This is a genomic window from Pseudactinotalea sp. Z1748, from assembly GCF_049725185.1.
In the GTDB taxonomy this organism is placed as follows: domain Bacteria; phylum Actinomycetota; class Actinomycetes; order Actinomycetales; family Beutenbergiaceae; genus CALKWS01.
Genome location: NZ_JBMPQB010000009.1, coordinates 40,297 through 64,808, shown reverse-complemented (window position 1 = coordinate 64,808; position 24,512 = coordinate 40,297). Strand labels below are relative to the sequence as shown.

Here is a 24,512-nt window from a genome sequence, read left to right as displayed (position 1 = left end):
GGACGGGCGACCATGGGCTCGGCAACCGCACCGGTTATGGTGGGAGGGGCCGTAGTCGCGCGGGAACACGGGGCACGAGCCGCCCAGTCAGTGAGAGACAGATGAAACTATTCGTGCAAGTGCCGTGTCTGAACGAAGAGCAGACGCTGCCCATGGTGCTGGCCTCCATCCCCACCCAGATCCCGGGAATCGAGTCCATCGAAGTCCTCATCATCGATGACGGCTCCACCGACCGGACCGTCGAAGTGGCACGCGCCCACGGGGTCAGGCACGTGGTCAGCCACGTGGGCACCATGGGTCTGGCGCGCTCGTTCCGCGACGGTGTCGACTACGCCCTGGCCCACGGCGCGGACATCGTGGTGAACACCGACGGCGACAACCAGTACCCGCAGGAACGCATCGCCGACCTGGTGCAACCGCTCGTCAACGGCAGCGCCGACATCGTCATCGCCGACCGCCAGACCGCCACGACCCCGCACTTCTCGCCCTTCAAAAAACTCATGCAACGGGTCGGCTCCGCGGTGGTGAACAAGGCCGCAGGCACCGACCTGCCCGATGCGGCCAGCGGCTTCCGGGCCTACTCCAAGGTCGCCTTGTTGCGCCTGAACGTGGTCACCACCTTCTCCTATTGCATGGAGACCATCATCCAGGCCGGGAACAAGCGGCTGCGGATCGCCTCGATACCGGTCCAGACCAATCCGAAAGCCCGCGAATCGCGCCTGTTCAGCCACATCGGCCAGCACATGGCACGGTCCGGCTCGGCGATCGTGCGCTCCTACCTGATGCACAAACCGCACTACATCCTGGGCGCCCTGGGCACGCTGCTGCTGATCCTCGCGGCGATACCGTTCGTGCGATTCGCCGTGTTCTGGCTGCAGGGGAACGGCGCCGGACACGTACAGTCACTGATCTTCGGGACCGCGATGCTCATCGGGGGGTTGCTCTCCTTCGCGCTGCTGGTGATCGCCGACCTGCAGCGCACCAACCGGGTGCTGCTGGAGGAGACCCTGGAGCGCCTCAAGGTCATGCAGTACCCGCCCACGCAGAAGCACGACGACGAAGGTGCGGGCAGCGCAGAGCAAGGCAGCACAGACCGGGGTGCGGCGAGCGCGAACGGGGCTGCGTCGTCGCCGGCCGTGCCGCACAGGCTCAGGGGAGCGCGATGATCACCACACTCAAGCGCGTGGCAAAGAACCTGCTTGCCGTCCCGGCGGTGCGCAAGGTCTACGAGGGCGGCACCCGGGTCACGCTCAACCTGTTCGGCTCCCACCGTCTACCCGCGACGGCTTACTCGGTGCCCGGGCTGCTCACCTTCAACCGCGAGCAGTACGCGGTGCTATCCGGGCGGCGCGCCTACTACCGGGCGCTGAGCACCTCCCGGCCCACCCACGTGGAACTGCGGCGCAATATCCACCGCCTCGAGAAGGGGATGTCCATGCAGCCCCGCCGCCCGGTGTTCGCCCGGGACTACATCGCCGAGACCGTGGACTACTACCGCGTCGCCGTCGCCGGGCAGGCCGGCGACCGTTCGATCGAGGGCGACGAACTGCTCTGGGCGCGCGAGGTACTCACCGAGTACTTCGAGATCGTCCCGGACGGGGACCCGGCGGTGGACCGAGCCCGGTCGCGGTTCGCGGCGATCCCCGTGCCCGACGGCGAGACGAACGGGGTGCCGATGCGCCCCTATCCGCAGCGCGACATCAAACCCAGCGACATCACCTATGACCAGCTCCTCGCCCTGGCCAAGCAACGCCGCTCGATCCGGTGGTTCGAACAGCGCCCGGTGCCGCGGGACCTGATCGACAAGGCCCTGCTGGTGGGCCGGGAGTCCCCGACGGCGTGCAACCGGCTCCCCTATGAGTTCCTGGTGTTCGACGATCCCGAGATGGTGCGCAAGGTCGCTTCGATCCCGTTCGGCACGGCCGGGTACCACCACCAGATCCCCACGGTGATCGTGGTCAAGGGCAACCTGGACAACTACTTCTCCCCACGGGACCGGCACGCCATCTACATCGACAGTGCCCTGGCCACGATGGGGTTCCTGTACGCCCTGGAGACCTTGGGCCTGAGCTCATCGGTGATCAACTGGCCCGACTTCGAGCCGCTGGAGATGAAGATGGCGAAGACCCTGGGCCTAGCACCCCATGAACGTGTCATCTGCCTGATCGCCGTCGGGTACGCCGATCGCGACGCGCTGGTCGCCTCCTCGCCGAAGAAGTCCCTCGACGTGCTTCGCCGTTTCAACGTTGCGCGGTGAGGGCCGGTGACGCCTGGGCGGCGCCGGGTGCTGCGGTGGCTCCTCACCGTGGCGATCGTGACCGTGGTGGCCGCGCTGTTCACCCGCGCCCTGATCGCCAACGCCGAGGCCCTGGGCAGCCTCGACCTGCGCCCCGATGCGTGGATCGCCGGCGCGCTGGTGCTGTTCGCGCTGGCCGTGGTGCTCTCCGGGGTGCTGTGGGGCCGGATGATCGCCCAGCTGAGCAGCATCACCGTGGGCGTGGCCGAGGCGATCCGGGTGCACTGCCTGTCCTGGCTGCTGAAGTACATCCCCGGCCAGGTGGGCTCGGTGGTGAACAAACTGACCTGGGCGCACTCGCGGGGGGTGCCGAAATCCCTGGCCACGCTGTCCTTCTTCTACGAGAACGCGTTCCTGATCATCGGCTCGATCGTGCCCACCGGTCTGATCCTGCTGCTCCTGGGCGCCCTGGACCTGGCCGACGGCGACGGCGGCATCGCGGCTCTCACCGCCGCCTCGGTGCTCCCGCTGCTGGTGCTGACCAGCCGGCCGGTGCTGCGCTGGGGCACCAACCAGGTCGCGCGCCGGGTACTCAAGCGGCAGGTGCCCGACGAGCACTTCCTCACGTCGCCGTCAGCCCTGAAATACCAGTTGATGTACCTGATCCCCCGGATCGTGAACGGCGCCGGGCTGGTGCTGATCGCGGCCTCGATGTTCGAGGTGCCCGCCTCGGCCTACGTCCCGCTGGCCAGCGCCTACATCTTCGCCGGTGCCGCCGGTATCCTCGCGGTGTTCGTGCCGAGCGGGATCGGGGTGCGCGAGTCGGTGTTCGTGCTGCTCGCCGTGGCCTACCTGCCGGTGGAACAGGCCATCGTGCTCGCCCTGGCGGCGCGGCTGCTCGCCACCCTCGGGGACGCCCTGGTTGCGGCGATCTACGGCGCGCTCCGGTTCACCGCGGCCCGGGCGGCCCCCACGACATGAAAGTGGCCAGACCATGAAGATCGCGATCATCGGCTCGGCGTTCTCGGGCAACAAGGGCGCGGCGGCGATGCTGGAGAGTTCCGTGCAGCACCTGAGCGCCGCCGACCCTCGCGCCCGGTTCGTGCTGCTGAGCATGTACCCCACCTCCGATGCCCGGCTGAACCCCTACCGGAACGTGCGCGTGCTGGACGCGAGCCCGGCGCGCCTGGGCGTGCTGCTGAACAGTGCCGCGCTGGCACACCGGCTGCTGCCCCCGTTGCGGCGGGTGATCGAGCGGGCGGTGCCGGAGATCGGGGTGCTGGCCGGAGCCGACGTGCTCCTGGACGAAGGCGGCATCACGTTCGTGGACGGGCGCGGCAAGTACCTGATCTACAACGTGGCGAGCATCCTGCCGGCGCTGTTCCTGGGCACCCCGGTGGTCAAGGTGGCCCAGGCGATGGGGCCCTTCGCCGAGCCGCTGAACCGCCTGGCCGCCAGGGCCATGCTCCCGCGTGTGGCGGCGATCATCTCCCGCGGGGCGGTGACCCACCAGCATCTCCTCGACACCGGGCTTCGTAACGTCCATGAAGGTGCGGACCTGGCGTTCGCGCTCGAGGTGGGCCGGGCGGATATCGCCCAGGCGCGCCGGCACGTCGACACGACCTTTTTCGACGGTGGCGACGTCGTCGGCCTCTCCCCGAGCGCGGTGCTGCACACCGGGGCCGCCGCGCGCGGGCAGGACTACGTGGGTGAGGTGGTCGCCCAGATCGACCACATCACGCAGGATCTCGGCCGGCCGGTGTTCCTGGTCGCGCACAGCGCCCGGGCGCACACCACGAAGACGCACAACAACGACCTGCCGCTGTGCCGGGCGATCCATGCCCGCGTCGCCGCGCCGGAGAAGGTGCTGTTCGTCGATGCCGAGTTGAGTTCGCAGGCGTTGCGGTATCTGATCTCGCTCTGCGAGGTGTTCGTCGCCTCCCGGTTTCACGCGATGGTGTCCGCGCTGGCGATGGGCGTACCCACCTTGGTGATCGGGTGGAGCCACAAGTACCGCGAGGTGCTGGAGATGTTCGGCCAGGCCGGGCTGGCCGTCGCCCATGCCGACGCCACTGAGGCGCGGTTCCGGGAGATGCTCGCCGACCTGCTGCAGCGGCGCGAGCAGGTCGCGGCGCAGATCGCGGGGGCGCTGCCCGGGGTGCGGGCCAAGGCCCTGGAGCAGATCGTGGTGATCGAGGAGGCCGCCCGGGGGTGACCGGGTGCTGCTAGTGGTCGCCGTCCGAGGTGGAGCGCTCGACGGCGGTGGCCGGGCCGGGTTCGCCCGAAACCTCGCGTCGTCGCGCCGGCCGCGCCTCGATGAGCGCCCAGAGCGCCGCGACCACCCACACCAGCGCGAGCAGCGCCAGCACCACATCCGGCACCGGACTCCACGCGCGCAAGGCCGCGACGCCGTCGGCCATCGTGGAATCCCGAGTGGCCCAGTGGAAGCCGAGCACCTTGCGCATGCTCACCGCCAGGAACACCAGGGCACCCAGGGTGACCAGGATCGGCACGAACCGCTGATAACGACCAGGCAGCCACCCCGCCGCCAGGGCCAGCACGACGAACGCCCCCGCCAGACCCACATACAGGTAGCGGCCCTGCAGCCCCGCTGCCAGGCCCGTCTCCCGGTACAGCCCGAAGGTGCCCGCGAGCACCAACGCCAGGGAGGCGAAGAACGGCACCACCAGCACCACGGCGTCCAGGGCCCGCAGGCCCGGGAACCGGCGGGCGAGCAGCGGGATGGCTACCAGGGCCGCGACGAGGACCACGAACAAGGTGATGGTCAAGGTGTAGGGAAACGGGGGCGGTAGGTCACCGCGTTTGATCGACAGGGTCGCCCAGAACCTCATCGGGATCAGCGTTGCCGCCTCGGCGGCATACCCGGGCAGCGCTTCGGCGACCCCGAGGGGACCGTCGGGGCGCGGCCGGGAGTGCCCGGCCGGCTGCACGGTGCCGTACCGCAGCAGGTTGACCACCCACCACCACCCGCCGAGCGCGGCCACCGCACCGGTCAGGGCGAGCCCGCGCACGGCATCGCCGAACCGCCCGAACCGCCGGCCGGCAACCAGATAGGCGAGCACCACGAACGGCACCAGCACCAGCGCGAACGCCTTGGACAGCAGTGCAACCGCGAGCGCCAGCCCGGTCAGGGCCGTGATCCGGTAGCGCAGATCCCCGGAGAGGGTGTGGGTCACCAGCACGGTGGTGGCTCCGGCCGCGGCGATGAGGAGGTTGTCGTTGTTCACCGCCCCGCCCAGGGCGCCGAGTTGGGGCACCGTCAGCGGTAGCGCCGCGGCGATGATCAGCACCGGCCGGTTGCCGCCCAGGCGCCGCGCCCCGTGGGCCAGCAGCAGGGGCAGCGGGCCGAGCAGCGCTACGCTGACCAGGCGCAGCGTCCAGACGGTCTGGGCGGCAGGCACCTGTGATGGCGCCACCTCGATCACCATCCCGAGTAACCCGTAGTACAGCGGCGGGTGCTGCCCGGCCCGGTTGGTCGCAGGCCCGGAGGTGGCCACGGTCTCATCGCGTCGCTCGGTGAACGAGGCGTCGGCCCCGGGCGGGACCTGGGCAGGCAGCGGCTCATAGTCGCCGTGACCGGGCGGGGTGGCATCGATCACCCACCACAGTTCGGGCATCTGCTGGAAGCCGGGCCAGTCCCCGGTCTCGAGCTGGTAGTAGGCGGCCGAGACGTGCCAGCTCTCATCGGCGGAGCGGAAGGTGGGCAGCAGCACCGACCACAGCAGCAGGGACGCCACCCAGAGCGCGGTGAGCACCACCACTGCGCGGGGCATCCGGCTGCGTGCACGCCGGTGTGCCTGCCCGGCTGCTACGTCGGTGTGCACGACGTCCCAGCCTGCCCTCGCCGTCGTCGTCCGCCAAGGTGCGCACCCGCGCCCATACGAACCTGTTACGCCCTGACCGGGGCCGCAGCAGCGAGGTCGCGGCGCGCCGTCGTCACCGTCGAGGCGACGACCCACACCGCAGCCCCAGCCGCGGCGAGCGCAATGAGCCACAACACCGCATCGGGGGCAGGAGCCCAGGCCCGCAGCGCCTCCATCGCGTCCCCGAGCGCGGAGTCACGTTCGGCCCAGTGGAAACCGGCGACCTTGCGCATGCTCACCAGCGTGTACAGCCCGCCTCCGGCGAGGATCACCCCGGGAACCACCCAGCGCGCCCTGCGCGGCGCCGTCGCGGCGAGCCCGAGCACCACCACGAGCACCAGCCCGGCGAGCCCGGTGTACAGGTACCGCCCCTGCAGTCCCACCATCAGGCCGGTCTGCAGGTGCAGCGGCCAGACCCCGGAGATCATCGCGGCGAAGGATGCCGCGAACGGCAGCAGCAGCAGGGCGGTGTCGGCGCGACGCATCCCGAAGGAGGCGGTGCGGACGAGTGCGACGACGGCGAGCAGGAGCAGCAGCGCGAACAGGCCCGTGGTCATCCGGTAGGGAAACGGGGGTGGCTGCTGTCCGATCTGGATGGCCAGGGAGGAGAAGAAGCGACCCGGCACCCGGATCGCGATCTCGAGGAGGAAGTCCGGCAGCGTCTGGAGCGGGTCGAGCGGGCCCTCGGGACGAGGGGGGTAGTGACCGGCGGGCTGCACGGTCCCGTACCGGAACAGGTTGGCGACCCACCACCACCCGGTGGTGGCGGCGAGTGCGGCGACGAGGCCCAGCCTTCGGACCGCTTTGGCGAGGGCGCCCGCTCGCCATCCACCGAGGAGATAGGCCAGGCCGATCAGCGGCACCAGCAGGAGCGCGAAGGCCTTGGTGAACAGTGCGACGGCGAGCACCACCCCGGCGCCGACCGCGATGCGGCGCCGCATGTCACCGGTCGCGGCGTACACGGCCAGGATCGTGGCCGCGGTGGCGGTGAGGACCATGAGGTTGTCGTTGCTGACCGCCGCGCCGAGGGTGCCGAGTTGGGGGATGAGCAGGGGGAAGGCGGCGGCTGCGACCACCGCCGCCGGGGGTGCGCGCAGCCGGCGGGCACCGAGGGCGAGCAGCAAGGGCAGTGGTGCGAGCAGGGCGACGTTGCCCAGCCGCAGCCACCAGACGGTGACGTGGGCGGGAACATCGGCCGGGAGTACCGCGAGGGCGCCGGCGACCAGTGCGTGGTAGCCCGGTGGGTGCTGCCCGGTGGTGCTGATCTCCCCGGACCAGGGGCTGCCGAGGTTCTGCTCGCGCAGGTCAGCGAAGGAGGGAGCCAGGTGGGTGGTATCTGTGGTCAGTGCCTGGTAGCCGGCGTGCTCGGGTGGGCGGGCCTCGACGACCCAGGTGAGCAGTTCCAGTTCCTGGTACCCCGGCCACTCCCCGTTCTCCAGCAGGGCGTAGCCGTTGGAGACGTGCCCGACCTCATCGGGTGAGCGGTAGGTCGGCAACAGCACCGACCACACCAGCATCACCGCGACCCACAGGGCGGTGATGGCAAGGATCGTGCGGCGCAGGATGCCGGTGCGGCTCACGCGCTCCTCGTCGCCGGTGGGGCTCGTGCGGTTGCCATGGTCGCGGTGGCCGGGCAACTCGGTGGCTGCGGCCGCGGGGTGGGGCCTGGACACGCATCCTCCGAGACTGTGGCGCCGCACTGGTGGGGGAGGGCAGGGCAGGACCCCTCCAGGGTATCGAGGATCGCCAGGCCCCGGGCGTGGTCATTGTCAGAGGTGGCCGCCACAATGGTGGCCCCTTGAGCCGGTGGCCCGAACCGGGGCTGCCGCGCCTACGCAATCGATCAAGGAGGCACCGATGCCCGGGCACTACCGAATCCAGATCAACGTCGACTGCCGCGACGCCCACGCCCAGGCCCGCTGGTGGGCGCAGACCCTGGTGGGGTGGCAGGTCGAGCCCACCGATCCCGACTTCGTGCAGTCGATGATCGATCAAGGTTTCGCCACCGACGCCGACACGCAGATGTTCCGCGGCGAACGGGTCTGGCGCGGGGCGGCCGCGATCTGCCCCGAAGCCGAAGCCGGTCAACTGGATCGGCAGCGAATCGTGTTCCAGGAGGTTCCCGAGCCCAAGGTCGGCAAACTGCGCTGGCACGTCGACGTCATCACCTCGGGCGGGGACATCGACAGCATCCGCGATGACTTGGTGGCGCGGGGAGCGCGTTACCTCGAGACCAACAGCCAGGGCCCGCACTCCTGGCACGTGATGACCGACCCGGAGGGCAACGAGTTCTGCGTCAGCCCGTGACACACCCTCCCAGGCCGTGCTGCGCCGGCTTCCGGCGTCGTCGGCCTGGGGTGACAGCGCCCCGCCTGCAGTTCTACGGTGCTGTCATGTCCTCCGCAGTTGATGCCGGCACCCGCGAAGCCGGGCCCGACGCCCCTGACGTCGCGGCCCTGCTGGAGCCGATGCGCCGGGAGATCCTGGCGCACTGTTACCGGATGACCGGATCGGTGCATGACGCCGAGGACCTGGTCCAGGAGACCTACCTGCGTGCCTGGCGGTCCTACCACGGCTTCGAGAACCGCTCCTCGCTGCGCACCTGGTTGTTCCGGATCGCCACCAACGCCTGCTTGACTCACCTGAAGGGCCGGCCCCGCCGCCCTCTGCCCACCGGTCTGGGGGCCCCGGCGGCCAATGCCGCGGATGAACCGCATCCGCAGGTTGGGGTCTCGTGGGTGGAGCCGATGCCTGATGAGGTGCTCTGGGGTTCCGGTCTCGATGACCCCGCCACCCGGGCTATCAGCGCCGACAGCGTGCGGCTGGCGTTCGTGGCCGCGCTGCAACACCTCAATGCCCGCCAGCGCGCGGTGCTGCTGTTGCGGGAGGTGCTGGCGTGGCACGCCCGGGAGGTGGCCGAGGCGTTGGACATGACGGTGGCCGGGGTGAACTCCACCTTGCAGCGTGCCCGGGCGAAGCTGGCCCGGCTCGACCCCGACGAGGCTCCGCAGATGCCCGACGGCCAGCGCCGCCGCGCGCTGCTGGCGGCTTACATGGCGGCCTTCGAGGCCTACGACATTCCCGCGATCGTGGACCTGCTCGCTGCGGACGTGGTCTGGGAGATGCCCCCGTTCCCGGGCTGGTACTCCGGCGCCGAGCAGGTCGGCGCGCTGATCGGCACCTGGTGCCCGGCCGAGCGCGCCGGAGACATCCGGATGGTGCCGACCTCGGCCAACGGTCAGCCGGTGCTGGCGCTGTACATGCGCTCCGCCGACGGTGCGCACCGTGCCTTCCACCTGCAGCAAATCACCATCACCGACGCCGGCGTGGCGCACGTGACCGTGCACTTCACGCCGGAGTTGTTCGGCCGGTTCGGGCTGCCCGCCGTGCTGGAGGCGTGACCAGCCCCGAACGGGCGCTCTGGGTTCAGGGGCTCAGTTGACGTGCCAGGTCTCGTGCACGTCCACGCCGGCATCGGTGATCAGGTTCAGCACCGGGCAGCGGGCGGTGACCTGACGGCGCAGCTCGGCCACCTCATCAGCGGTGGCGGTGGTGGTCAGGTGTACCTGCAGGTCCACGCTCTGGAAGTGCGGGGACACCTCGGCGGTTCCCCGGAAGCCGCGAAGGTCCAGGTCTCCGGTGGCGCTGGATTCGATTCCGCTGACGGTGATGCCCAGTTCGGCGGCCACCACCTGCACCACCACGCCCAGGCACCCCGACAGCCCGGTGAGGATGTACTCGATCGGGTTCGCTCCGACGTCGGCCCCGCCCAGCGCCGGCGGTTCGTCGACGTCGAGGGTGAAGTTGCGGGCCTCCACCCGCGTGTGGGTGCCGGTCTGCCAGCTGCCGGCGACGCCGATGCTGGCGATCTCGGGCTCGGTGGCTCGGGTGGCGGTGGCGGTCATGGTGGCTCCGTTCGGTAGGGCAGTTCTGGGCGTGACCAACGGCCGTGGATTCGGCCGTGCCCTTGGGGAGGTTACGCAGCGCTCGGCCGAGGGGTGCGGGTGCGCCGGGGATGTCCACCGAGTGAGATCGGGCCCGGGTGAACGGTGTCGCCGGGAAAAAGACTTGGCGCAACCACCAGGGTGAGCGGCTACGGTGGCACGCGTGCTTCATCGCCTGGTCAATCTTCGCCCCCTGCGGGTGAGCGCACCCTTCCGGCGGTTGTGGCTCGGGACTTCGTTGTCCGCGGTGGCGGCCAACATGACGCTGGTTGCGGTGCTGTACCAGGTGTGGGTGATGACCGAGAGCCCGATCTGGACCGGCGTGGTCGGTCTGACCCGGGCGATCCCGCAGGTGGTGTTCGGCCTGTTCGGCGGGGTGTTGGCCGATGCGGTGGACCGGCGCAACCTGGTGCGGACCGCGGTGGTGGTCCAGATGCTCACCGCGCTGGGCCTGGCCGGGCAAGCGCTCGCGGACCTGGACTCCCTGCCGGTGCTGTTGCTGCTGGTGGCCGTTCAGGCCGGCGCCGGCGCCCTCGGCGCCCCAGCGATGCGGACCTTCCCGGTGCGTCTGCTGGAGCGGGACCTGGTCGCCGCGGGGATCGCGCTGCAGCACCTGAGTTTCCAGTTCGCCGTACTTATCGGCCCGGCCGCAGCCGGGGTGATCCTGGGGCAATGGGGCCTGGCCCCGCCCTACCTGGCGCTGGCCGTGGCCTATCTGGTCGCCCTGTACGCGGTGCTGCGCCTACCGGCGATGCCACCCACCGGTGGCGGCCGTGCGCGGGGCGTGCACGCCGTCGTGGACGGGATGGGTTTCATCGCACGCAGGCCGGTACTCCGAGGGCTCTACGCCACCGACCTGGTGGCCACGTTGCTCGCGATGCCGATCGCGCTGTTCCCGATGATCAACGAGGAACGCTTCGGGGGTGACCCCGAGACCCTGGGCCTGTTCCTCACCGCCATCGGGGCCGGCGGCGTCCTGGCGGGCCTGGTCTCGGGCACCTTCACCCGCTCCGACCGGCCCGGCGTGGTGCAATTGTGGGCGGCGGGTATCTGGGGCGCGACGATCGCCGTATTCGGGCTGGTCGGTCCGTTGTGGCTGGCGCTGGCCGCCCTGGTGGTGGCCGGTGCCGCCGACACCATCTCGGTGGTTTCCCGCGGCGCCGCCGTGCAACTGGCCACCCCGGACAGCCACCGCGGACGGGTGACCTCCGTCGAGCACGTGATCGGGGTGGCCGGACCCGAACTGGGCAACTTCCGCGGTGGCCTGGTGGCCGGGTTCACCGGCGCCGCCTTCGCCGCCGCCTCCGGGGGGCTGGCCGCGGTGGCCGGCATCGCGATCCTCGCCGCCGTCAACGGCCCGCTGCGCCGGTTCCGGATCAGCCACGAGGTGCCGCCCAGCCAGGGCGGTGCCGGCGAACTAGCACCCAGCCAGGGTGAGGACCGCACGGTGCCGCCCGAGGCCGGCGAGGCGGCACCCAGCCAAGGTGAGTACCGCAAGGAGTAGGCCCGGCTGGAAGTGCTCAAGGACTACCCGACCCCACCGGGGTGCGTCTCGCCGTACGTGCCGCTGTGGGTCAACGAGATGGCTAGCCGGCAACAGTAGGGCGCCCCGCCGTGCCCGGCACGCGGCCTCCCTAGAATCGAGCCATGACGGATCAAGCCGATGCGGTTCGCGAGCAGGAACTGCTGATCGATACCGACGGCGGTCCGGCCCGCGTGCACCTGCGTCCCACGCCGCACCAGCCCCAGGGCCTGCTCATGCTCGGCCACGGCGCCGGTGGGGGAGTCGGTGCCCCGGACCTGCTCACCGCCACCGGTGTGGCCCGCGACCTGGGCTGGCACGTGGCCCTGGTCGAACAGCCCTACCGGGTCGCGGGGCGGCGCGGCCCGGCACCGGCCCGGCAACTCGACAGTGCCTGGACCCAGGTCGCCATGCACCTGCGCAACGGTGCGTACGCAGGGTTGCCCGTCGTCGTCGGCGGCCGGTCCTCCGGGGCCCGGGTGGCCTGCCGCACCGCCACCGACCTCGACGCGATCGGGGCGTTGTGCCTGGCGTTCCCGTTGCAGCCGCCCAAGGACCGGCCCTCCCGGCTGCCCGAACTGGAGGGCGCCGGGGTGCCGGTGCTGGTGGTGCAGGGCGAGCGGGACCGGTTCGGGATGCCCCCGGCCGCGCCCGAGCGCACCGTGGTGACGGTGGCCGGGGATCACAGCCTGAAGAAGGACCAGGACGCCATCGCCGGGGCAGTGCGCGACTGGCTCACCGGACTCCCGGCGCCGGCCTAAGGGCAGCAGTCCCGCGTACGCTGGCCGTGCGGATGCCGACCGGCCCCGGGCGGGGCACCCTGCCAAGGGCAAGTAGTCGCGAGGGAAGGAACGTGCCATGACCGTCCACGTCGAGCCCGGCACGGTGGTTCTCTACACCGACGTGGCGTGCGGGTGGGCCACCGTGCAGTTGCACCGCTTCTACGCCGCCCGCGCCGAAGCCGGCCTGGATGAGCACGTCCGGGTGGACCACCGACTGTTCCTCCTGGAGGACGTGAACTCCATGCCGCTGCCGAAGGGTCTGGTCGACGCCGAGATCCCCACCTTTACCGACATGGTCCCCGACTTCGGCTTCCGGGCCTGGCGGCCAGATGATGCGCGACTACCGCGGTCGTGATGAGGCTGTGCAGGGCAGCCCGCACTTCTTCCTTGCCGACGGTTCCGATGTGCACAACCCCGGCATCGAGTTCCACTGGGAGGGCGGCGGTGAGGGCGAGGGCGACCTGGTGCTCGACAGCGATGATCCCCAGGCCATGGCCCTGCTGGTGCGCCGGGCCGTGGTGCGCTGACCGCAGGGCCAACCTTGGCGGCCGACAGACTCCGGCACAGGGCCCGGTGCCTGGCATGATCCGTGCATGGAACTCATCGATCTGAGCCATACGGTAACCGACGTCATGATCACCTACCCCGGCCTGCCGGGGCCGGTGATCACCGAGCACCTCACGTTCGCCGATTCCCGCGACCGATACGAACCGGGCACCGAGTTCGCCATCGGGCGCATCGACATGGTGGCCAACACCGGCACCTACCTGGACACCCCCGCCCACCGCTACCCGGAGGGGCACGACCTGAGCGCGCTGTCACTGCACCGGTGCGCGATAGTGCCCGGCGTCGTCGTCGACTGCGGCCAAGCGATCGGGCCGGAGGCCTTCGACGGGCTGGACGTGCACGACCGGGCGGTGCTGCTGCACACCGGCTGGGACCGGCACTGGGGAACCGAGGCCTACGGCGACCCCGGGCACCCGTTCCTGACCGAGGACGGCGCGCAGTTACTGGTCGATGCCGGGGCGCGGCTGGTGGGCATCGACTCGGTCAACATCGACCACACCGGCGGCGGCACCCGGCCGGCCCACTCGGTACTGCTGGCAGCCGGGATCCCCGTGGTGGAGCACCTCACCGGGCTGTCCGGCCTACCCGCGCGGGGATTCACGTTCACCGCGGTTCCGCCGGCGGTGCGGGGCCTGGCGACGTTCCCGGTGCGGGCCTTCGCTGCGGTGGGGTAAGAACCCTGGCTGCGGATCACGGTGCCGGAATAGTCACCGGGAGTGGTTGGTTACATCTGGTGCGGGCCCGGTGTAAGCCCCCGGGCTCCAAACTCCGCCGCTACGAGCGGCCTTCCGCCGTGAGGCGGCTGCCGGGCCGGCATCTCGAATCCTGTTAGGCCCCAGGGAACCTGTCCTGGCGTCACTGCCCGACGCGGATGAGGACGTACCCACGGCCGCGGCCGCGGCAGAGGCGCTGGGGTGCACCGTCCATCAGATCGCCAACTCCCCCATCTTCGTGGCCGACGGCGAGCCGCTGTTGGTGATCGCAAGCGGCGCCCACTGGGTGGACACCAAGGTCGCCACTGACCTGGGCTATCGCAAGGTGCGCCGGGCCAGACCGGAGTTCGTCCTCGAGCACACCGGCCAGGTGGTCGGTGGCGTGGCGCCGTTCGGTCACCCGGCCCCGGTGCGGACCGTGATCGATGCCGAGTGGGCCGCCCACGAGCGGCTGTGGGCCGGGGGTGGGGACACCGCTCCTGCGGGCTTGCTTGATTCGATCTTCGGGCGGCCCCCACGCTCGGGCCCGGTCGGTACAGTCACACCGTGAGCACGCTCAGCACGGCGTTCGCAGCCCAGCGCCTCAGCGCCAAGGACCCGGCGTGGACGCTGCTGCGTGCCCAGCACGCCGCGGTGGCCATCGCGATCCTCGGCGAGCACCTCGGGGGGCAGGACCAGCGGCTACCCGCCCCGGTGTTGTTCAGCCGGGTGGATGAGGATCTGGCGGTGCTGCGCGATCACGGCTTCGACCTGCCCCAGACCGCCCAGCAGTACTGTGCCTCCTGGCGGGAGTCCGGTTTCCTCATCCGCCGTGCTGCCGAGGCAACGCGCGATGAGTTCTTCGAATTGTCCGAAGGGGCCCTCACCGCGATCCGTTTCGTCACCCAACTGACCGATCGTTCCCAGACCGTGACCGAATCCCGGCTCACCACCATCCTGCAGCGGGTGCGCGAACTCGCCGTGGAGACCGACCCGGACGCTGCCTCCCGGCTCCGGGCACTGCGCGAGCAACGCGACCGCCTCGAGGCGCAGATCGAGCGTGTCGCCGCCGGGGACTTCGAGGTACTCCAAACCGATCGCGCCTTGGAGCGGACGCGTGACATCCTGGCCCTGACCGAGGAACTACCGGCCGACTTCGCACGGGTACGCACCGAGATGGAGCAACTCAACCGGTCCTTGCGGGAGAAACTCATCGAACAGGAGTCCTCCCGCGGCGCGGTGCTGGAGGACATCTTCCGGGGAGTGGACCACCTGGCCGCCTCCGAGGCCGGCCGCACCTTCACCGGGTTCTACTCCCTCATCCTCGACCCCGAGCGCAGCGCCGAACTCGAAGCACACCTGGCCGAGTTGCTCGAGCGACCATTTGCCGAGGAGATCCCAGCCCGGCAGACCCGGCGGCTGCGCCGGATGCTGCCCAGCCTCCAAGATGCCAGCGGGGAGATCCACCAGGTGATGACTGCCTTCTCCCGCAGTCTGCGCCGGTTCGTGCAAAGCCAGGAGTTGGCGCAGGACCGGCGGATCCACCGGCTGCTGCGCCAGACCCTGCGCACCGCGATGGACCTGAGCGACACCGTTCGTCCGTTCCACCGAGTGGGCCCGGATCTGGACCTGACCTCGGTCCCGATGGCCTCCGTCGGCGCGCTCCGGCTGCACAACCCGGCCGATTCGGAGGTCACCGAGGACGTCACCACAGTGGAGGCCGCGCCGGTGGACGTGGCCGCATTGCGGGAACTGGCCCGAACCTCGGAGATCGACATGAAGGAACTCACCGACAACGTCGCGGCCGTGCTGGCCGAGGCCGGCCCGTCCACTATTGGTGAGGTCCTCGCCGCCCGACCTGCCACACAAGGGGTGGCCTCCGTCGTCGGACTCCTCGTGCTGGCTGAGCAACACGGCACCGAGGTGGGCGGTGCGGAACGGGTGACATGGACCGCAGCCACCGGTGTGGCACGCGTCGGCACCGTGCCGGTGTATCTGTTCACCGCGCCGGTGGGGTAGTGCCCGCCGCCGGACGTCGGACCCAATGATTACGCTGGCAGGCGTGACCGACACCGACACCGACACCGACGCCGCCGCCCCGAGCCCGCTGTGGGAGGGGGACACCGGCGCGTTGCGGGAAGTCTCCCGGCGCACGTTGGTGCAGTTGCTGCGCGGTCCCTACTTGTCGGCCCGGCGCCACCCGCAACTGTGGACCGCGCTGCTTGCGGATGAGCACCCGATCCGCTCCCGGCTGGCCGACCTGTTCCTCGACCTGATCATCGACACCGAGGCCGAGGTCGCGTTCGTGCGCAACGCCGATCCGGAGGAGGTCGAGGCCCCTCGCGTGGTCCGGTCGGCGTCGATGACGTTCCTGGACACGGCCATGGTGTTACACCTGCGTCAACAGTTGCTGCAGGCCGGAAGCGGCGAGCGCGTGATCGTGGGCTCCGATGAGATCGCCGACCAACTCCAGGTGTACCGCGGCCGTGACGACGCCGACCCGGCGATGTTCGCCAAACGCATCAACTCCTCCCGTCGCAAACTGATCGATTACGGGATCCTCGCCCGCACCAGCACCGAGGGCCGTTACGAGATCTCCCCGGTGCTGCGCCTGGTCTTCGGGGCCGAGGAGATCGCTGCCGTGCAGGCCGAGTTCGACCGGCTCGCCGGCGCGCAGGACGGCGCGGACGACGGCGCCGCCCCGGTCGCGCAGACGCCTCCCGAACGTCCCACGCCCACCGAAAAGGACGACGACGGCGCAGCAGCCGAAGCGGAAGACTCGCCACAGGAGGAACTCACCTGATGTCCGCCACCCTCACCCACACCGGCCAGTGGCGTCTGGAACGCCTCGAGGTGGTCAACTGGGGCACCTTCCACGGCCACCACCGCCTCGACATCCCGCGCAAGGGTTACTTGCTCACCGGGCACTCCGGTTCGGGTAAGTCCTCTCTGGTGGACGCGATCGCGGCGGTGCTGGTGCCGCGCGGCAAGTTGCGCTTCAACGCCGCTGCGGCGGACGGGGACACCCGGCGTGCCGATCGCACCACTCTCAGTTATATCCGGGGTGCCTGGCGCCGCCACGCCGATGAGGAGAGCGGTGAGGTGGTCAGCGACTACCTGCGGAGCGGGGCGACCTGGAGCGGGATCCTGCTGCGGTACGGCGACGGCACCGGCAAGAGCGTCACGCTGGTGAAGTTGTACCACCTGCGCCGCGGCGCGAGCACACCCGCCGATGCCACCGAGTTGCATGTGCTGAGCCAGGAACCGGTGGACCTGCCGGACTTCGAGCCCTACGTGCGCGGTGGCCTGGAAGTCCGGCAGATCAAGGCGGCCTGGCCACAGGCGCTGGTCACCCCCCGGCACTCAGTGTTCTCCGCCCGGTTCTGCCGCCTGCTGGGCATCGCCGGGGAGAACGCCCTGGTGCTGCTGCACAAGACCCAGGGCGCCAAGAGCCTGGACAACCTCGATGACTTGTTCCGCACGTTCATGCTCGATGAACCGCCCACCCGGGCGCTGGCCACCACGGCCGTGGAGCAGTTCGCCGACCTGTCCCAGGCGCACGCCCACGTGGTGGAGGCCCGCAGCCAGGTCGAGGTGCTCACCCCGCTGACCGGCTACGCGGCCGAGTACGACGAGCGCGTCGCAGCCGCTGAGCAAGCCGACGGGTTGCGCACCGCCCTGGCGCCGTTCCGAGACACCTGGAAGCACGCCCTGGCCGAACAGGCCCGCGCCGAGGCCGAGGCCGGGCTGGCCACGGCCGAGCACGAACTGACCGGCGCCACCGCTGCCACCCAGGACGCCCGGTCCGCCCTGGACCTGGCGCGCCAGGTGGTCGCCGAGCGCGGGGGGAGTGCTCTGCAGATGCAGCGGCTCGTGGTTGACAACGACGAGCGAGTCCTGGCCGCGGCACGCGCTGCCCGGGACCAGCTCGCCGGCGACCTGGCCGAGGTCGATGTGGCCATGCCCACCAGTTTCGAGGAGTTCACCGAACTGCAATCCACAGCGCGGCGAGAGGCCGACCGCGCCGACGAGGCCGAGGCGGCCCGGCGGGAGCAAGCAAACCGGCTGCAGGAACAGGCGGCCGACTTGCGCCTGCGCAACGAATCCGTGCAGACCGAGTTGCGGGCGCTGCGCGGGGTGCGATCCAACCTCGACGCCCGCTTGCTGGCCGCCCGGGACCTGCTGTGCCGGGAGACCGGCCTGTCGTCGTCGTCGCTGCCGTTCGCCGGTGAACTGCTGCAGGTGCGCGGTGAGCATGCCGAGTGGACCGGAGCGATCGAACGGGTGCTGCGGCCACTGGCCACCGTGCTGCTGGTGCCCGCGACCCACCGCGAGAGCGTCACCGCCGCTGCCGACGCCCACCACCTGGGCACCCGCTTGTCGCTGGAGAGCGTGCCGGCACAGGTGGAGTCGCCGCGACCGGTTCGCACCGAATTGTCACTGGTGCATCGGGTGGAGGTGGCCGAGGGTGCGATGGCGCCCTGGCTGCACGCAACGCTGGCCCGCAGTTACGACTACGCCTGCGTCGACTCCGCCGCTGATCTGCACGAGCACGAGCGGGCGGTCACTCGCGCCGGGCAGGTCAAACGCGGTCGCACCCGGTATGAGAAGGACGACCGCTCCCGCATCGATGACCGATCCCGGTGGGTGCTGGGTTTCGACAACGCCGCCAAGGTGGACCTTTTCCTGGAGGAGTTACGCCGCCTCAAGGGCGAACTCGACCAGGTCAACGGCCGGCTCGGACGGTTGGAAAGGGAGCAGGAGGCCGCCCAGGCCCGCGCCACCGTGTTGCGGGGGCTGCAGCGCCGGGAGTGGCCGGCGATGGATGTGGCCGCGGCTGAGGCCGCGCTGGCACGCAGCACCGCGCGCCTGCAGGAGTTGCGGGCCGGCAACACCGACCTGCACGCCGCCGAGTTGGAGGCCGAGCGGGCCAAAGAGGCACTGCGGCAGGCCGAGCAAGCCGAGCAAGCCCACCGGGACGCGCTGGCCAAGGCGAGGGCTCACCTGGAGGCCGTGCAGAAGGTTCTCGCCGAGATCGAGCCGGCGCCGAATGCGGTGCCGGCGCAGGCCCAAGAGGAACTTGAGCGCCGCTTCCACACCGCTCGCACCCGCCGCACTGTCACCTACGACACCATCGACCGGATCGCCACCACGGTCAGCGCGGAACTTGTCGACGAGCGTGACGCCGCTACAACGGCCGCGCGGCAAGCGGAGGACCACATCACCGCTATCGCCCGGGACTTCCGCACCCGCTGGCAGGCGCTGGCCGCGGACCTGTCCGACCAGGTGGGCGACCGGGGTGGTTACCTGGAGATCCTGCGCCGGTTGCAGGCCGACCGGCTGCCGGAGTTCGAGGACCGATTCTTCGAGTTGCTCGAGCAGCAGTCCCAGCGCAACGTGGTGCAACTGGCCAACCAGATCCGCCGGGCGCCGCAAGAGATCCGCGACCGGATCGCTCCGGTGAACGCCTCGCTGCGTCGTTCACCTTTCGACGTGGGCCGTTTCCTGGACATCAAGGTCACCGACAATCGCTCGACCGCAGCCAAGGAGTTCCTCGCCGATCTGAACACCATTACCTCCGGATCCTGGGGGGCACGTGACCGCGCGGAGGCCGAGGCCGCCTTCGAGGTGATGTCGCGGCTCATGGGTCGTCTGGCCTCCTCCGAGTACGCAGACCGCACCTGGCAGGAACTGTGTCTGGACACCCGTAAGCACGTGCGCTTCATCGCCCAGGAGATCGACGAGCAGGGCCAGGTGCTGGCGGTGCACGACTCCGGGTCGGGTTTGTCCGGAGGGCAGAAGCAGAAACTCGTGGTGTTCTGTCTGGCGGCGGCGTTGCGCTACCAACTCGCCGAGGAGGGCCAGGATCTGCCGCGGTTCGGCACCGTGGTGCTCGATGAAGCCTTCGACAAGGCCGACACCGCCTTCACCTCCATGGCCATGGACATCTTCGGCGAGTTCGGCTTCCACATGATTCTGGCGACTCCGCTGAAACTGTTGCAGACCCTGGAGGAGTACGTGGGCGGGATCGGCCTGGCCACCTGCGCGGACCGCAAGCAGTCCACCGTGGGCGTGGTGGACTTCGACGACGTCGCCGCGTTGGTGGGCGAACCGGCCGGCGTCGCGTCGGCCGGCAACGGGCAACAGGAGCGGCCCCAGCGCAATGGTGCGCCCGAGCGGGAGAGTGTGCCCGCGCAGCAGGATGACTACGCCGACGGGACATTGCCGTTGGAGATGCCGACGTGACGGCCAGGGCAGGGCTGCTGCCGCGCAGGCGGCGCACGTGATCACCCTCGCTGCCGCCCGGGATCGGGCCCGGCGACGATACGAGCGCCACCACATCACCTGGGCGCTTCGCGCGGCTTCGGCCGCCGCGGCACCACCGGGGCCGGGACCGCACGAGCCGGTGGTGCACGAGTCGGCTCCGGAGCCGCTGCTCAGCGTGCCGTTGCATCCGCCCACCGAGTCTGCCGCGCTGGGCGACCCGGCCGAGGCGGCCGGCTGGGTGTCGTCCTGGCGGGAGGCTGAACTTCCCGGGGTGGTGTGGCAGCGGCGACGCTGGGCGAGCCTGGGCACCCAGGAGGTGCCGGTGCGCCTACAGGTGAGCGATCCGGCGCAGGTGGCCGCGATCGCCGAGCGGGCCAGTCACTGGCGCACTGTCTCCGCCCGGGTGGCCGACCTACTGGGGCAGTGGTCGGCGCGTACGCCCGATGCCGGGGCGGCACTGCACCGAGCGGTGCGCGGCCACGCCGCGGCGCTGACCGCACTGCCGGCGCCGGACTATGAACGGCTTCGGGCGGTGCTGGCCTGGCTGGTGGACCATCCCGAGTCCGGTGCCTACATCCGCCAATTGCCGGTCCGCGGCGTCGACACCAAGTGGACCCAGAACCACCGCGGCCTGGTCACCGGACTGCACCAGGCGATCACCGGCCGCGCGGACCTGGGGCTGGCCAGCATGCCCGACCTGGTCCGGGTGCGGTTCCTCGATCCGAGCCTCGCGCCCGCCGGGCTGACTGATCTGAGTGCCACGGTGAATGAACTCGACGCACTCCGGGTGGATCCGGCTGCGGTGTTGGTGGTGGAGAACCTGGAAACCTTGGTGGCGTTGCCCTCCTTGGCGGGCGTCGTCGTCGTGCTCGGTAGCGGGCACGCGGTGGACCGGCTGCCGGCCATCGGGTGGCTGCGTCGGGCACGGCTGCTGTACTGGGGCGATCTGGACAGCCACGGATTTGCGATCCTGGACCGGTTCCGTGCCCACTGTGCGCACGTGGCCTCGGTGCTGATGGATACCGAGACACTGCAGGGCCACCGCGATCTATGGGTGCCCGAGCCCAGACCCACCCGCGCCGAGTTGACCAGGTTGACCGAGGACGAGGCGTCAGCGCTGGCGATGGTGCGCGCCGAGGGCGATGTGCGCCTGGAGCAGGAACGCCTCGACCTGGTCGCTGCCGTGACCCGCCTTCGCCACGCGCTGAGTGCTGGCTAGCGCCGGTTCCGCCACGGCAACTCTCCGCCCCGCCGGGGCAGTGGGACGACGATGCCGTCGACGAAGCCGCCGCGGTCCGTCCATGGCTGGCCCCCGGTTGTCGCGGATGTGATGTCGCGCTGTGCCAGCCACAAGGCGATCTTTGAGGCGGCCTTCCGCCGCGAGGCGGCTGCTGGGCGGCTGGCATCTCGTGTCAGCGACGGGCGTCGATGACCCAATCGATACCGAGTTCCAGCAGTTGGCGGTCCGAGGTCAGCAGGAGCAGGTCCTCGTGCCGGGCCTGGGACAAGAGCATGCGATCGAACGGGTCGTGCTTGGCCAGATCGGGGAACCTCTCCAAACCGGAGGCATGGTGGGAGCGGAACGGGAGTTCGACCAGACCGGCCGCTGCGGCAGCGTCTGCGACCTCACCCGGTACCTCGAGGCGGCCTAGCATCTGTTTGATGGTGATCTCAAGCACCGATGCTGAGGAGTAGCGGGGCGAAGTCGAGGTGGTGAGGTGCGCCCTCGCACCGGTGCCGAGTTGTGGGTCACCCGCGAGCACCCACAGGAGCGCATTGGTGTCCAGCAGCACACCGTTCACGGGGCGGGCTCGCGCTCGGTCGCGGGCTCGCCGTCGGGCGCAGGCTCGCCATAGAAGAGATCCGCAATCTGGGCGTCGGAGCCGTCAAAGGTAGCAGGGTCGGCCCGGAAGTCTTCCCATCCCGCAACCCCGATGGTGACCTCTGGGCCCCGGTGTGCGATCAGGTCCACGACCGGCTTACCCGCGCGGGCGATCGTGACCGACTCACCCGCCAGGACGGCCTCGATCAGTCGAGAAAGTTGAGACTTCGCCTCATGCACGTTGACCTGCATAGCATGCATCCTAGGTGGCTTGGCTAAGCCTGGCTAGGCTGAGAGGCGATCCGATTGTTAACTCTGCCCAGGCGCCGGCATCCACCCACGGGGGCTACGCGACTCGGCCGGGCCCGTCACCACGGCGGGGCCGTCCGACGCGGCGGTTCGCGACATTGGCGCGATCCCTCGGATGGATCAGGTCCCACTCCGGGGGATCTTGCGGGGCGCGGACCACGTGCACTCCCAGTGCGGCATTGAGGAACGGTTCCATGGCCACTCCTTCCGTTCCCCACCACACTAGAAACGATTCCGGACGGTCCGCTGCCGCATTGAATGTCATCCGGCCCGGGCGGGCCCGGCTCGTCGAAGAAGAGCGCAGCAGCGAGCGCAGCCGCACCACCTCCCCGGCGGCTAGAGGGCCGAGGAAGCACGCGGCCAGCACGACGCCGAGGCCACCCAGGCCAGCAGTGCGACACCACGGTCGGTGGTGGTGTCGGTCCGGTCGGCCGACCCTGGGCGCCGCCGGCGCCGCCGGCGTCGTCGGCTGAGACCACCACGCCCTTCAGGCCGGCACCGCGACGAGCCCGGCGAGGGTCTGCTCGATCCCGGTCTTGCCGTGCACCGTGCGGTCTCCGTGCGGGATGAGACGACCGGCGTCGCCGGCGTCGTGCAGTTCCATCAGCATCTGGGCGGCTTCGGCCGAGACGCCCGCGGACAGGAACGTGTCCTTCCAGGCAGCCCTGGGCAGTGTCACCACCTCCAACTCGCGATCGAGCAGCCTGGCAAGCATCTCGGCGATCTCCCGTTCGCGGTAGGCGGGACCGGTGAGAACGATGGTCTCGCTGTGCCGCGGGGGCGACAGCAGCGCCTCGGCCAGGACGGTGCCGACATCTCGGGTGGCCACCATCGGCACCGACGCGTCGGCAGACTCGGCGAAGACCGGGTAGATGCCCTGCTCCCGGGCGGCATCGAGGACGTCGGAGACCTTCTCCTGGAAGTGCACCGGGCGCACCGCGGTGACGGTCGCCGTCGTCGAGCGCAGTGCGTTCTCAAGGTGATGCAACGGCGCGATCGGTCCGGTGCCCTCGGGCAGGTGCGCCCCGACCGAGGACAGCAGTGCCACATGCGGTACGCCTGCTTCGACCACCGCTCCGGTGATCGAGGAGATCAGGGCCGTCATGTCGCCCCGGAAGTCTGTCGTCGTCGGATTGAACGGCAGCAAGGTGAAGAACCCGGACGCCCCGTGCAGCGCCCCCGTCAGTCCGGCCCGGTCGGCCAGGTCGACGACGACAGCTTCCGCGCCTCGATCCGCCCAGGGTTGGGCTGACGCCGGGCGCCGGACGAGGACCCGCACGGGTGTGCCTTTCTCAAGCAAGCGGTCTGCGATGGCCGATCCGACCCGTCCGGTGGCTCCTGAGATCACGTACATGGTGTGCCTTTCTGTGCTGAGTTGATTGCATGATCACGTTAGGAACTCGGAGCCGGATGAGATATAGCCGAAGCGCCGTAATCCTTGACTGTTCGTCCGGGAATTGAGGACGATCGGACTGCTTCGTGCGACGATCGCACCATGGTCGATTCCCCCTCCTGGGCACCCTCGGACCCTTTGGGTGATGCGCTGCACCTGCTGCGGATGCGCGGGACCTTCTACTGCCGCAACGAGTTGCGTGAGCCGTGGGCGCTGGAGGTGCCCGCGTTCGCCGACACCCTGAGCTTTCACGTGCTCACCGCCGGCTCGGCGGTGCTGCAGGTTCCGGGGGAGGAGGACATCTCGTTGCGGCCCGGTGACCTCGCGGTGGTGCCGCACGCGCGTGGGCACACCATCGCCAGCAGTCCCGGCGTAGGCCCGGCCGGCCGGGTGGACCTGCTTCCGCAGCGCTACCTCAGCGAGCACTACTCGGTGCTGACCTACGGGGGCGACGGGTCGTCGTCGCTGCTGCTGTGCGGCATCGTCGGGTTCGACGAACCCGCCGCCCGGGAACTGCTGCGCCACCTGCCTGCCGTGTTGCACATCCAGGCCGGCATCGACCCACAGGCCGCGCCGGTGCACGAGATCGTGCGGATGATGGCAACCGAACTGGCCGACCTGCGCCCCGGCGGTGAGGCGGTGACCACCCGCTTGGCCGACATCGTGGTGGTGCAGGCGATCCGCACCTGGCTTGCCCGCGACCCGGCCGCGCACCGCGGGTGGCTCAGCGCGCTGCAGGATGAGCACCTGGGCCGGGCCCTGGTCGCCATCCACCGCGACCCGGGACGCGCATGGACACTCGCCGCGCTGGCACGGGAGGCGAGAATGTCGCGCTCGGTGTTCTCGGCCGAATTCACCGAGCGGGTAGGGGAGCCGCCGATGGGCTACCTGACCCGGTGGCGGATGAACCTCGCCCACGCGCGACTGCGCGAGGGCGCCGCCAGCGTCAGCCAGGTCGCCACGGAATCCGGGTACGGCTCGGCCGCCGCATTCACGCGTGCCTTCACCCGACGTACCGGCCAGACACCCGGGGCGGTGCGGCGGGGTCGGGGGGCACCGGTGCGTGCAGGGTCCGGTTAGGTAGGGCCGGCTGG

Annotated in this window: 23 protein-coding genes and 1 pseudogene; 18 read left to right on the top strand and 6 right to left on the bottom strand. The window is 70.3% G+C overall.

What is annotated here, in order from left to right; all coding sequences use genetic code 11:
- Nucleotides 1-101: 101 nt before the first annotated feature.
- From ACO0LU_RS16690 to ACO0LU_RS16675, 4 genes are read left to right on the top strand one after another with little or no spacing between them, the layout of a single operon-like run.
- Entirely contained in the window at nt 102-1,166 is a 1,065-nt protein-coding gene (locus ACO0LU_RS16690) for a glycosyltransferase family 2 protein (protein WP_424792473.1), read from the top strand.
- On the top strand, nt 1,163-2,257 hold the full coding sequence (locus tag ACO0LU_RS16685) for a nitroreductase family protein (protein ID WP_424792472.1): 1,095 nt from the start codon (nt 1,163-1,165) through the stop codon (nt 2,255-2,257). The genes ACO0LU_RS16690 and ACO0LU_RS16685 overlap by 4 nt, the downstream gene beginning before the upstream one ends.
- A gap of 6 nt (nt 2,258-2,263) precedes the next feature.
- Nucleotides 2,264-3,217, top strand: a complete 954-nt coding sequence (locus ACO0LU_RS16680; protein ID WP_424792471.1) for a lysylphosphatidylglycerol synthase domain-containing protein — start codon at nt 2,264-2,266, stop codon at nt 3,215-3,217.
- A gap of 13 nt (nt 3,218-3,230) precedes the next feature.
- Nucleotides 3,231-4,451, top strand: a complete 1,221-nt coding sequence (locus tag ACO0LU_RS16675) for a polysaccharide pyruvyl transferase family protein (protein WP_424792470.1) — start codon at nt 3,231-3,233, stop codon at nt 4,449-4,451.
- 10 nt (nt 4,452-4,461) lie between these two features.
- Here the strand turns inward: ACO0LU_RS16675 and ACO0LU_RS16670 are convergent, their stop codons facing one another.
- Together ACO0LU_RS16670 and ACO0LU_RS16665 are read right to left on the bottom strand one after the other, a co-directional pair.
- Nucleotides 4,462-6,081, bottom strand: a complete 1,620-nt coding sequence (locus tag ACO0LU_RS16670) for a hypothetical protein (protein WP_424792469.1) — start codon at nt 6,079-6,081, stop codon at nt 4,462-4,464.
- A gap of 65 nt (nt 6,082-6,146) precedes the next feature.
- Nucleotides 6,147-7,793, bottom strand: coding sequence for a glycosyltransferase family 39 protein (locus ACO0LU_RS16665; RefSeq protein WP_424792468.1), 1,647 nt, complete (start codon nt 7,791-7,793; stop codon nt 6,147-6,149).
- A 184-nt stretch (nt 7,794-7,977) separates the two neighbouring features.
- Here ACO0LU_RS16665 and ACO0LU_RS16660 point away from each other — a divergent pair, with 184 nt between their 5' ends.
- A complete protein-coding gene (locus ACO0LU_RS16660) occupies nt 7,978-8,427 on the top strand; it encodes a VOC family protein (RefSeq protein WP_424792467.1) in 450 nt (149 codons plus the stop codon).
- 86 nt (nt 8,428-8,513) lie between these two features.
- Nucleotides 8,514-9,521 (top strand): sigma-70 family RNA polymerase sigma factor, encoded by a 1,008-nt coding sequence (locus ACO0LU_RS16655; protein WP_424792466.1) that lies wholly within the window; start codon nt 8,514-8,516, stop codon nt 9,519-9,521.
- A gap of 33 nt (nt 9,522-9,554) precedes the next feature.
- Here the strand turns inward: ACO0LU_RS16655 and ACO0LU_RS16650 are convergent, their stop codons facing one another.
- Nucleotides 9,555-10,025, bottom strand: coding sequence for an OsmC family protein (locus ACO0LU_RS16650; RefSeq protein ID WP_424792465.1), 471 nt, complete (start codon nt 10,023-10,025; stop codon nt 9,555-9,557).
- Nucleotides 10,026-10,227: 202 nt separating this feature from the next.
- Here ACO0LU_RS16650 and ACO0LU_RS16645 point away from each other — a divergent pair, with 202 nt between their 5' ends.
- From ACO0LU_RS16645 to ACO0LU_RS16595, 11 genes and pseudogenes are all read left to right on the top strand, one after another.
- The gene (locus tag ACO0LU_RS16645; RefSeq protein WP_424792464.1) at nt 10,228-11,568 is read left to right on the top strand and encodes an MFS transporter; all 1,341 of its coding nucleotides are present in this window, start codon (nt 10,228-10,230) and stop codon (nt 11,566-11,568) included.
- A 3-nt stretch (nt 11,569-11,571) separates the two neighbouring features.
- Nucleotides 11,572-11,667, top strand: a pseudogene (locus tag ACO0LU_RS16640) (DNA alkylation repair protein); the annotation flags it as partial.
- Nucleotides 11,668-11,711: 44 nt separating this feature from the next.
- Nucleotides 11,712-12,347 (top strand): alpha/beta family hydrolase, encoded by a 636-nt coding sequence (locus ACO0LU_RS16635; protein ID WP_424792463.1) that lies wholly within the window; start codon nt 11,712-11,714, stop codon nt 12,345-12,347.
- 97 nt (nt 12,348-12,444) lie between these two features.
- A complete protein-coding gene (locus ACO0LU_RS16630) occupies nt 12,445-12,723 on the top strand; it encodes a hypothetical protein (protein WP_424792462.1) in 279 nt (92 codons plus the stop codon).
- The gene (locus ACO0LU_RS16625; RefSeq protein ID WP_424792461.1) at nt 12,698-12,895 is read left to right on the top strand and encodes a hypothetical protein; all 198 of its coding nucleotides are present in this window, start codon (nt 12,698-12,700) and stop codon (nt 12,893-12,895) included. The genes ACO0LU_RS16630 and ACO0LU_RS16625 overlap by 26 nt, the downstream gene beginning before the upstream one ends.
- A gap of 66 nt (nt 12,896-12,961) precedes the next feature.
- A complete protein-coding gene (locus tag ACO0LU_RS16620; protein ID WP_424792460.1) occupies nt 12,962-13,609 on the top strand; it encodes a cyclase family protein in 648 nt (215 codons plus the stop codon).
- Nucleotides 13,610-13,757: 148 nt separating this feature from the next.
- Nucleotides 13,758-14,198, top strand: a complete 441-nt coding sequence (locus tag ACO0LU_RS16615; RefSeq protein ID WP_424792549.1) for a YbaK/EbsC family protein — start codon at nt 13,758-13,760, stop codon at nt 14,196-14,198.
- Nucleotides 14,195-15,646 carry a DUF3375 domain-containing protein gene (locus ACO0LU_RS16610; RefSeq protein WP_424792459.1) on the top strand — a complete coding sequence of 484 codons (1,452 nt, stop codon included), beginning with the start codon at nt 14,195-14,197 and terminating at the stop codon, nt 15,644-15,646. The genes ACO0LU_RS16615 and ACO0LU_RS16610 overlap by 4 nt, the downstream gene beginning before the upstream one ends.
- A gap of 43 nt (nt 15,647-15,689) precedes the next feature.
- A complete protein-coding gene (locus tag ACO0LU_RS16605; RefSeq protein WP_424792458.1) occupies nt 15,690-16,430 on the top strand; it encodes a DUF4194 domain-containing protein in 741 nt (246 codons plus the stop codon).
- The gene (locus tag ACO0LU_RS16600; protein WP_424792457.1) at nt 16,430-19,873 is read left to right on the top strand and encodes an ATP-binding protein; all 3,444 of its coding nucleotides are present in this window, start codon (nt 16,430-16,432) and stop codon (nt 19,871-19,873) included. Before ACO0LU_RS16605 ends, ACO0LU_RS16600 begins: the two co-directional genes overlap by 1 nt.
- A gap of 37 nt (nt 19,874-19,910) precedes the next feature.
- Nucleotides 19,911-21,113 carry a Wadjet anti-phage system protein JetD domain-containing protein gene (locus ACO0LU_RS16595; protein WP_424792456.1) on the top strand — a complete coding sequence of 401 codons (1,203 nt, stop codon included), beginning with the start codon at nt 19,911-19,913 and terminating at the stop codon, nt 21,111-21,113.
- Between the two features lie 193 nt (nt 21,114-21,306).
- Here the strand turns inward: ACO0LU_RS16595 and ACO0LU_RS16590 are convergent, their stop codons facing one another.
- From ACO0LU_RS16590 to ACO0LU_RS16580, 3 genes are all read right to left on the bottom strand, one after another.
- Nucleotides 21,307-21,696: a type II toxin-antitoxin system VapC family toxin gene (locus tag ACO0LU_RS16590; RefSeq protein ID WP_424792455.1), complete on the bottom strand. Its 390-nt coding sequence runs from the start codon at nt 21,694-21,696 to the stop codon at nt 21,307-21,309.
- Entirely contained in the window at nt 21,693-21,968 is a 276-nt protein-coding gene (locus ACO0LU_RS16585; protein ID WP_424792454.1) for a type II toxin-antitoxin system Phd/YefM family antitoxin, read from the bottom strand. The genes ACO0LU_RS16590 and ACO0LU_RS16585 overlap by 4 nt, the downstream gene beginning before the upstream one ends.
- 544 nt (nt 21,969-22,512) lie before the next feature.
- Nucleotides 22,513-23,379 carry an NmrA family NAD(P)-binding protein gene (locus tag ACO0LU_RS16580; RefSeq protein WP_424792453.1) on the bottom strand — a complete coding sequence of 289 codons (867 nt, stop codon included), beginning with the start codon at nt 23,377-23,379 and terminating at the stop codon, nt 22,513-22,515.
- A gap of 141 nt (nt 23,380-23,520) precedes the next feature.
- Here ACO0LU_RS16580 and ACO0LU_RS16575 point away from each other — a divergent pair, with 141 nt between their 5' ends.
- On the top strand, nt 23,521-24,498 hold the full coding sequence (locus ACO0LU_RS16575; protein WP_424792452.1) for an AraC family transcriptional regulator: 978 nt from the start codon (nt 23,521-23,523) through the stop codon (nt 24,496-24,498).
- The last annotated feature ends 14 nt before the right edge of the window (nt 24,499-24,512 follow it).

What these genes read in the sequence shown, in the direction of transcription:
- ACO0LU_RS16630 (WP_424792462.1), top strand. Translation starts at nt 12,445, where the DNA reads ATGACCGTCCACGTCGAGCCCGGCACGGTGGTTCTCTACACCGACGTG.
- ACO0LU_RS16685 (WP_424792472.1), top strand. Translation starts at nt 1,163, where the DNA reads ATGATCACCACACTCAAGCGCGTGGCAAAGAACCTGCTTGCCGTCCCG.
- ACO0LU_RS16660 (WP_424792467.1), top strand. Translation starts at nt 7,978, where the DNA reads ATGCCCGGGCACTACCGAATCCAGATCAACGTCGACTGCCGCGACGCC.
- ACO0LU_RS16580 (WP_424792453.1), bottom strand. Translation starts at nt 23,379, where the DNA reads ATGTACGTGATCTCAGGAGCCACCGGACGGGTCGGATCGGCCATCGCA.
- ACO0LU_RS16675 (WP_424792470.1), top strand. Translation starts at nt 3,231, where the DNA reads ATGAAGATCGCGATCATCGGCTCGGCGTTCTCGGGCAACAAGGGCGCG.
- ACO0LU_RS16585 (WP_424792454.1), bottom strand. Translation starts at nt 21,968, where the DNA reads ATGCAGGTCAACGTGCATGAGGCGAAGTCTCAACTTTCTCGACTGATC.
- ACO0LU_RS16620 (WP_424792460.1), top strand. Translation starts at nt 12,962, where the DNA reads ATGGAACTCATCGATCTGAGCCATACGGTAACCGACGTCATGATCACC.
- ACO0LU_RS16650 (WP_424792465.1), bottom strand. Translation starts at nt 10,025, where the DNA reads ATGACCGCCACCGCCACCCGAGCCACCGAGCCCGAGATCGCCAGCATC.
- ACO0LU_RS16690 (WP_424792473.1), top strand. Translation starts at nt 102, where the DNA reads ATGAAACTATTCGTGCAAGTGCCGTGTCTGAACGAAGAGCAGACGCTG.
- ACO0LU_RS16600 (WP_424792457.1), top strand. Translation starts at nt 16,430, where the DNA reads ATGTCCGCCACCCTCACCCACACCGGCCAGTGGCGTCTGGAACGCCTC.
- ACO0LU_RS16575 (WP_424792452.1), top strand. Translation starts at nt 23,521, where the DNA reads ATGGTCGATTCCCCCTCCTGGGCACCCTCGGACCCTTTGGGTGATGCG.
- ACO0LU_RS16635 (WP_424792463.1), top strand. Translation starts at nt 11,712, where the DNA reads ATGACGGATCAAGCCGATGCGGTTCGCGAGCAGGAACTGCTGATCGAT.
- ACO0LU_RS16625 (WP_424792461.1), top strand. Translation starts at nt 12,698, where the DNA reads ATGATGCGCGACTACCGCGGTCGTGATGAGGCTGTGCAGGGCAGCCCG.
- ACO0LU_RS16655 (WP_424792466.1), top strand. Translation starts at nt 8,514, where the DNA reads ATGTCCTCCGCAGTTGATGCCGGCACCCGCGAAGCCGGGCCCGACGCC.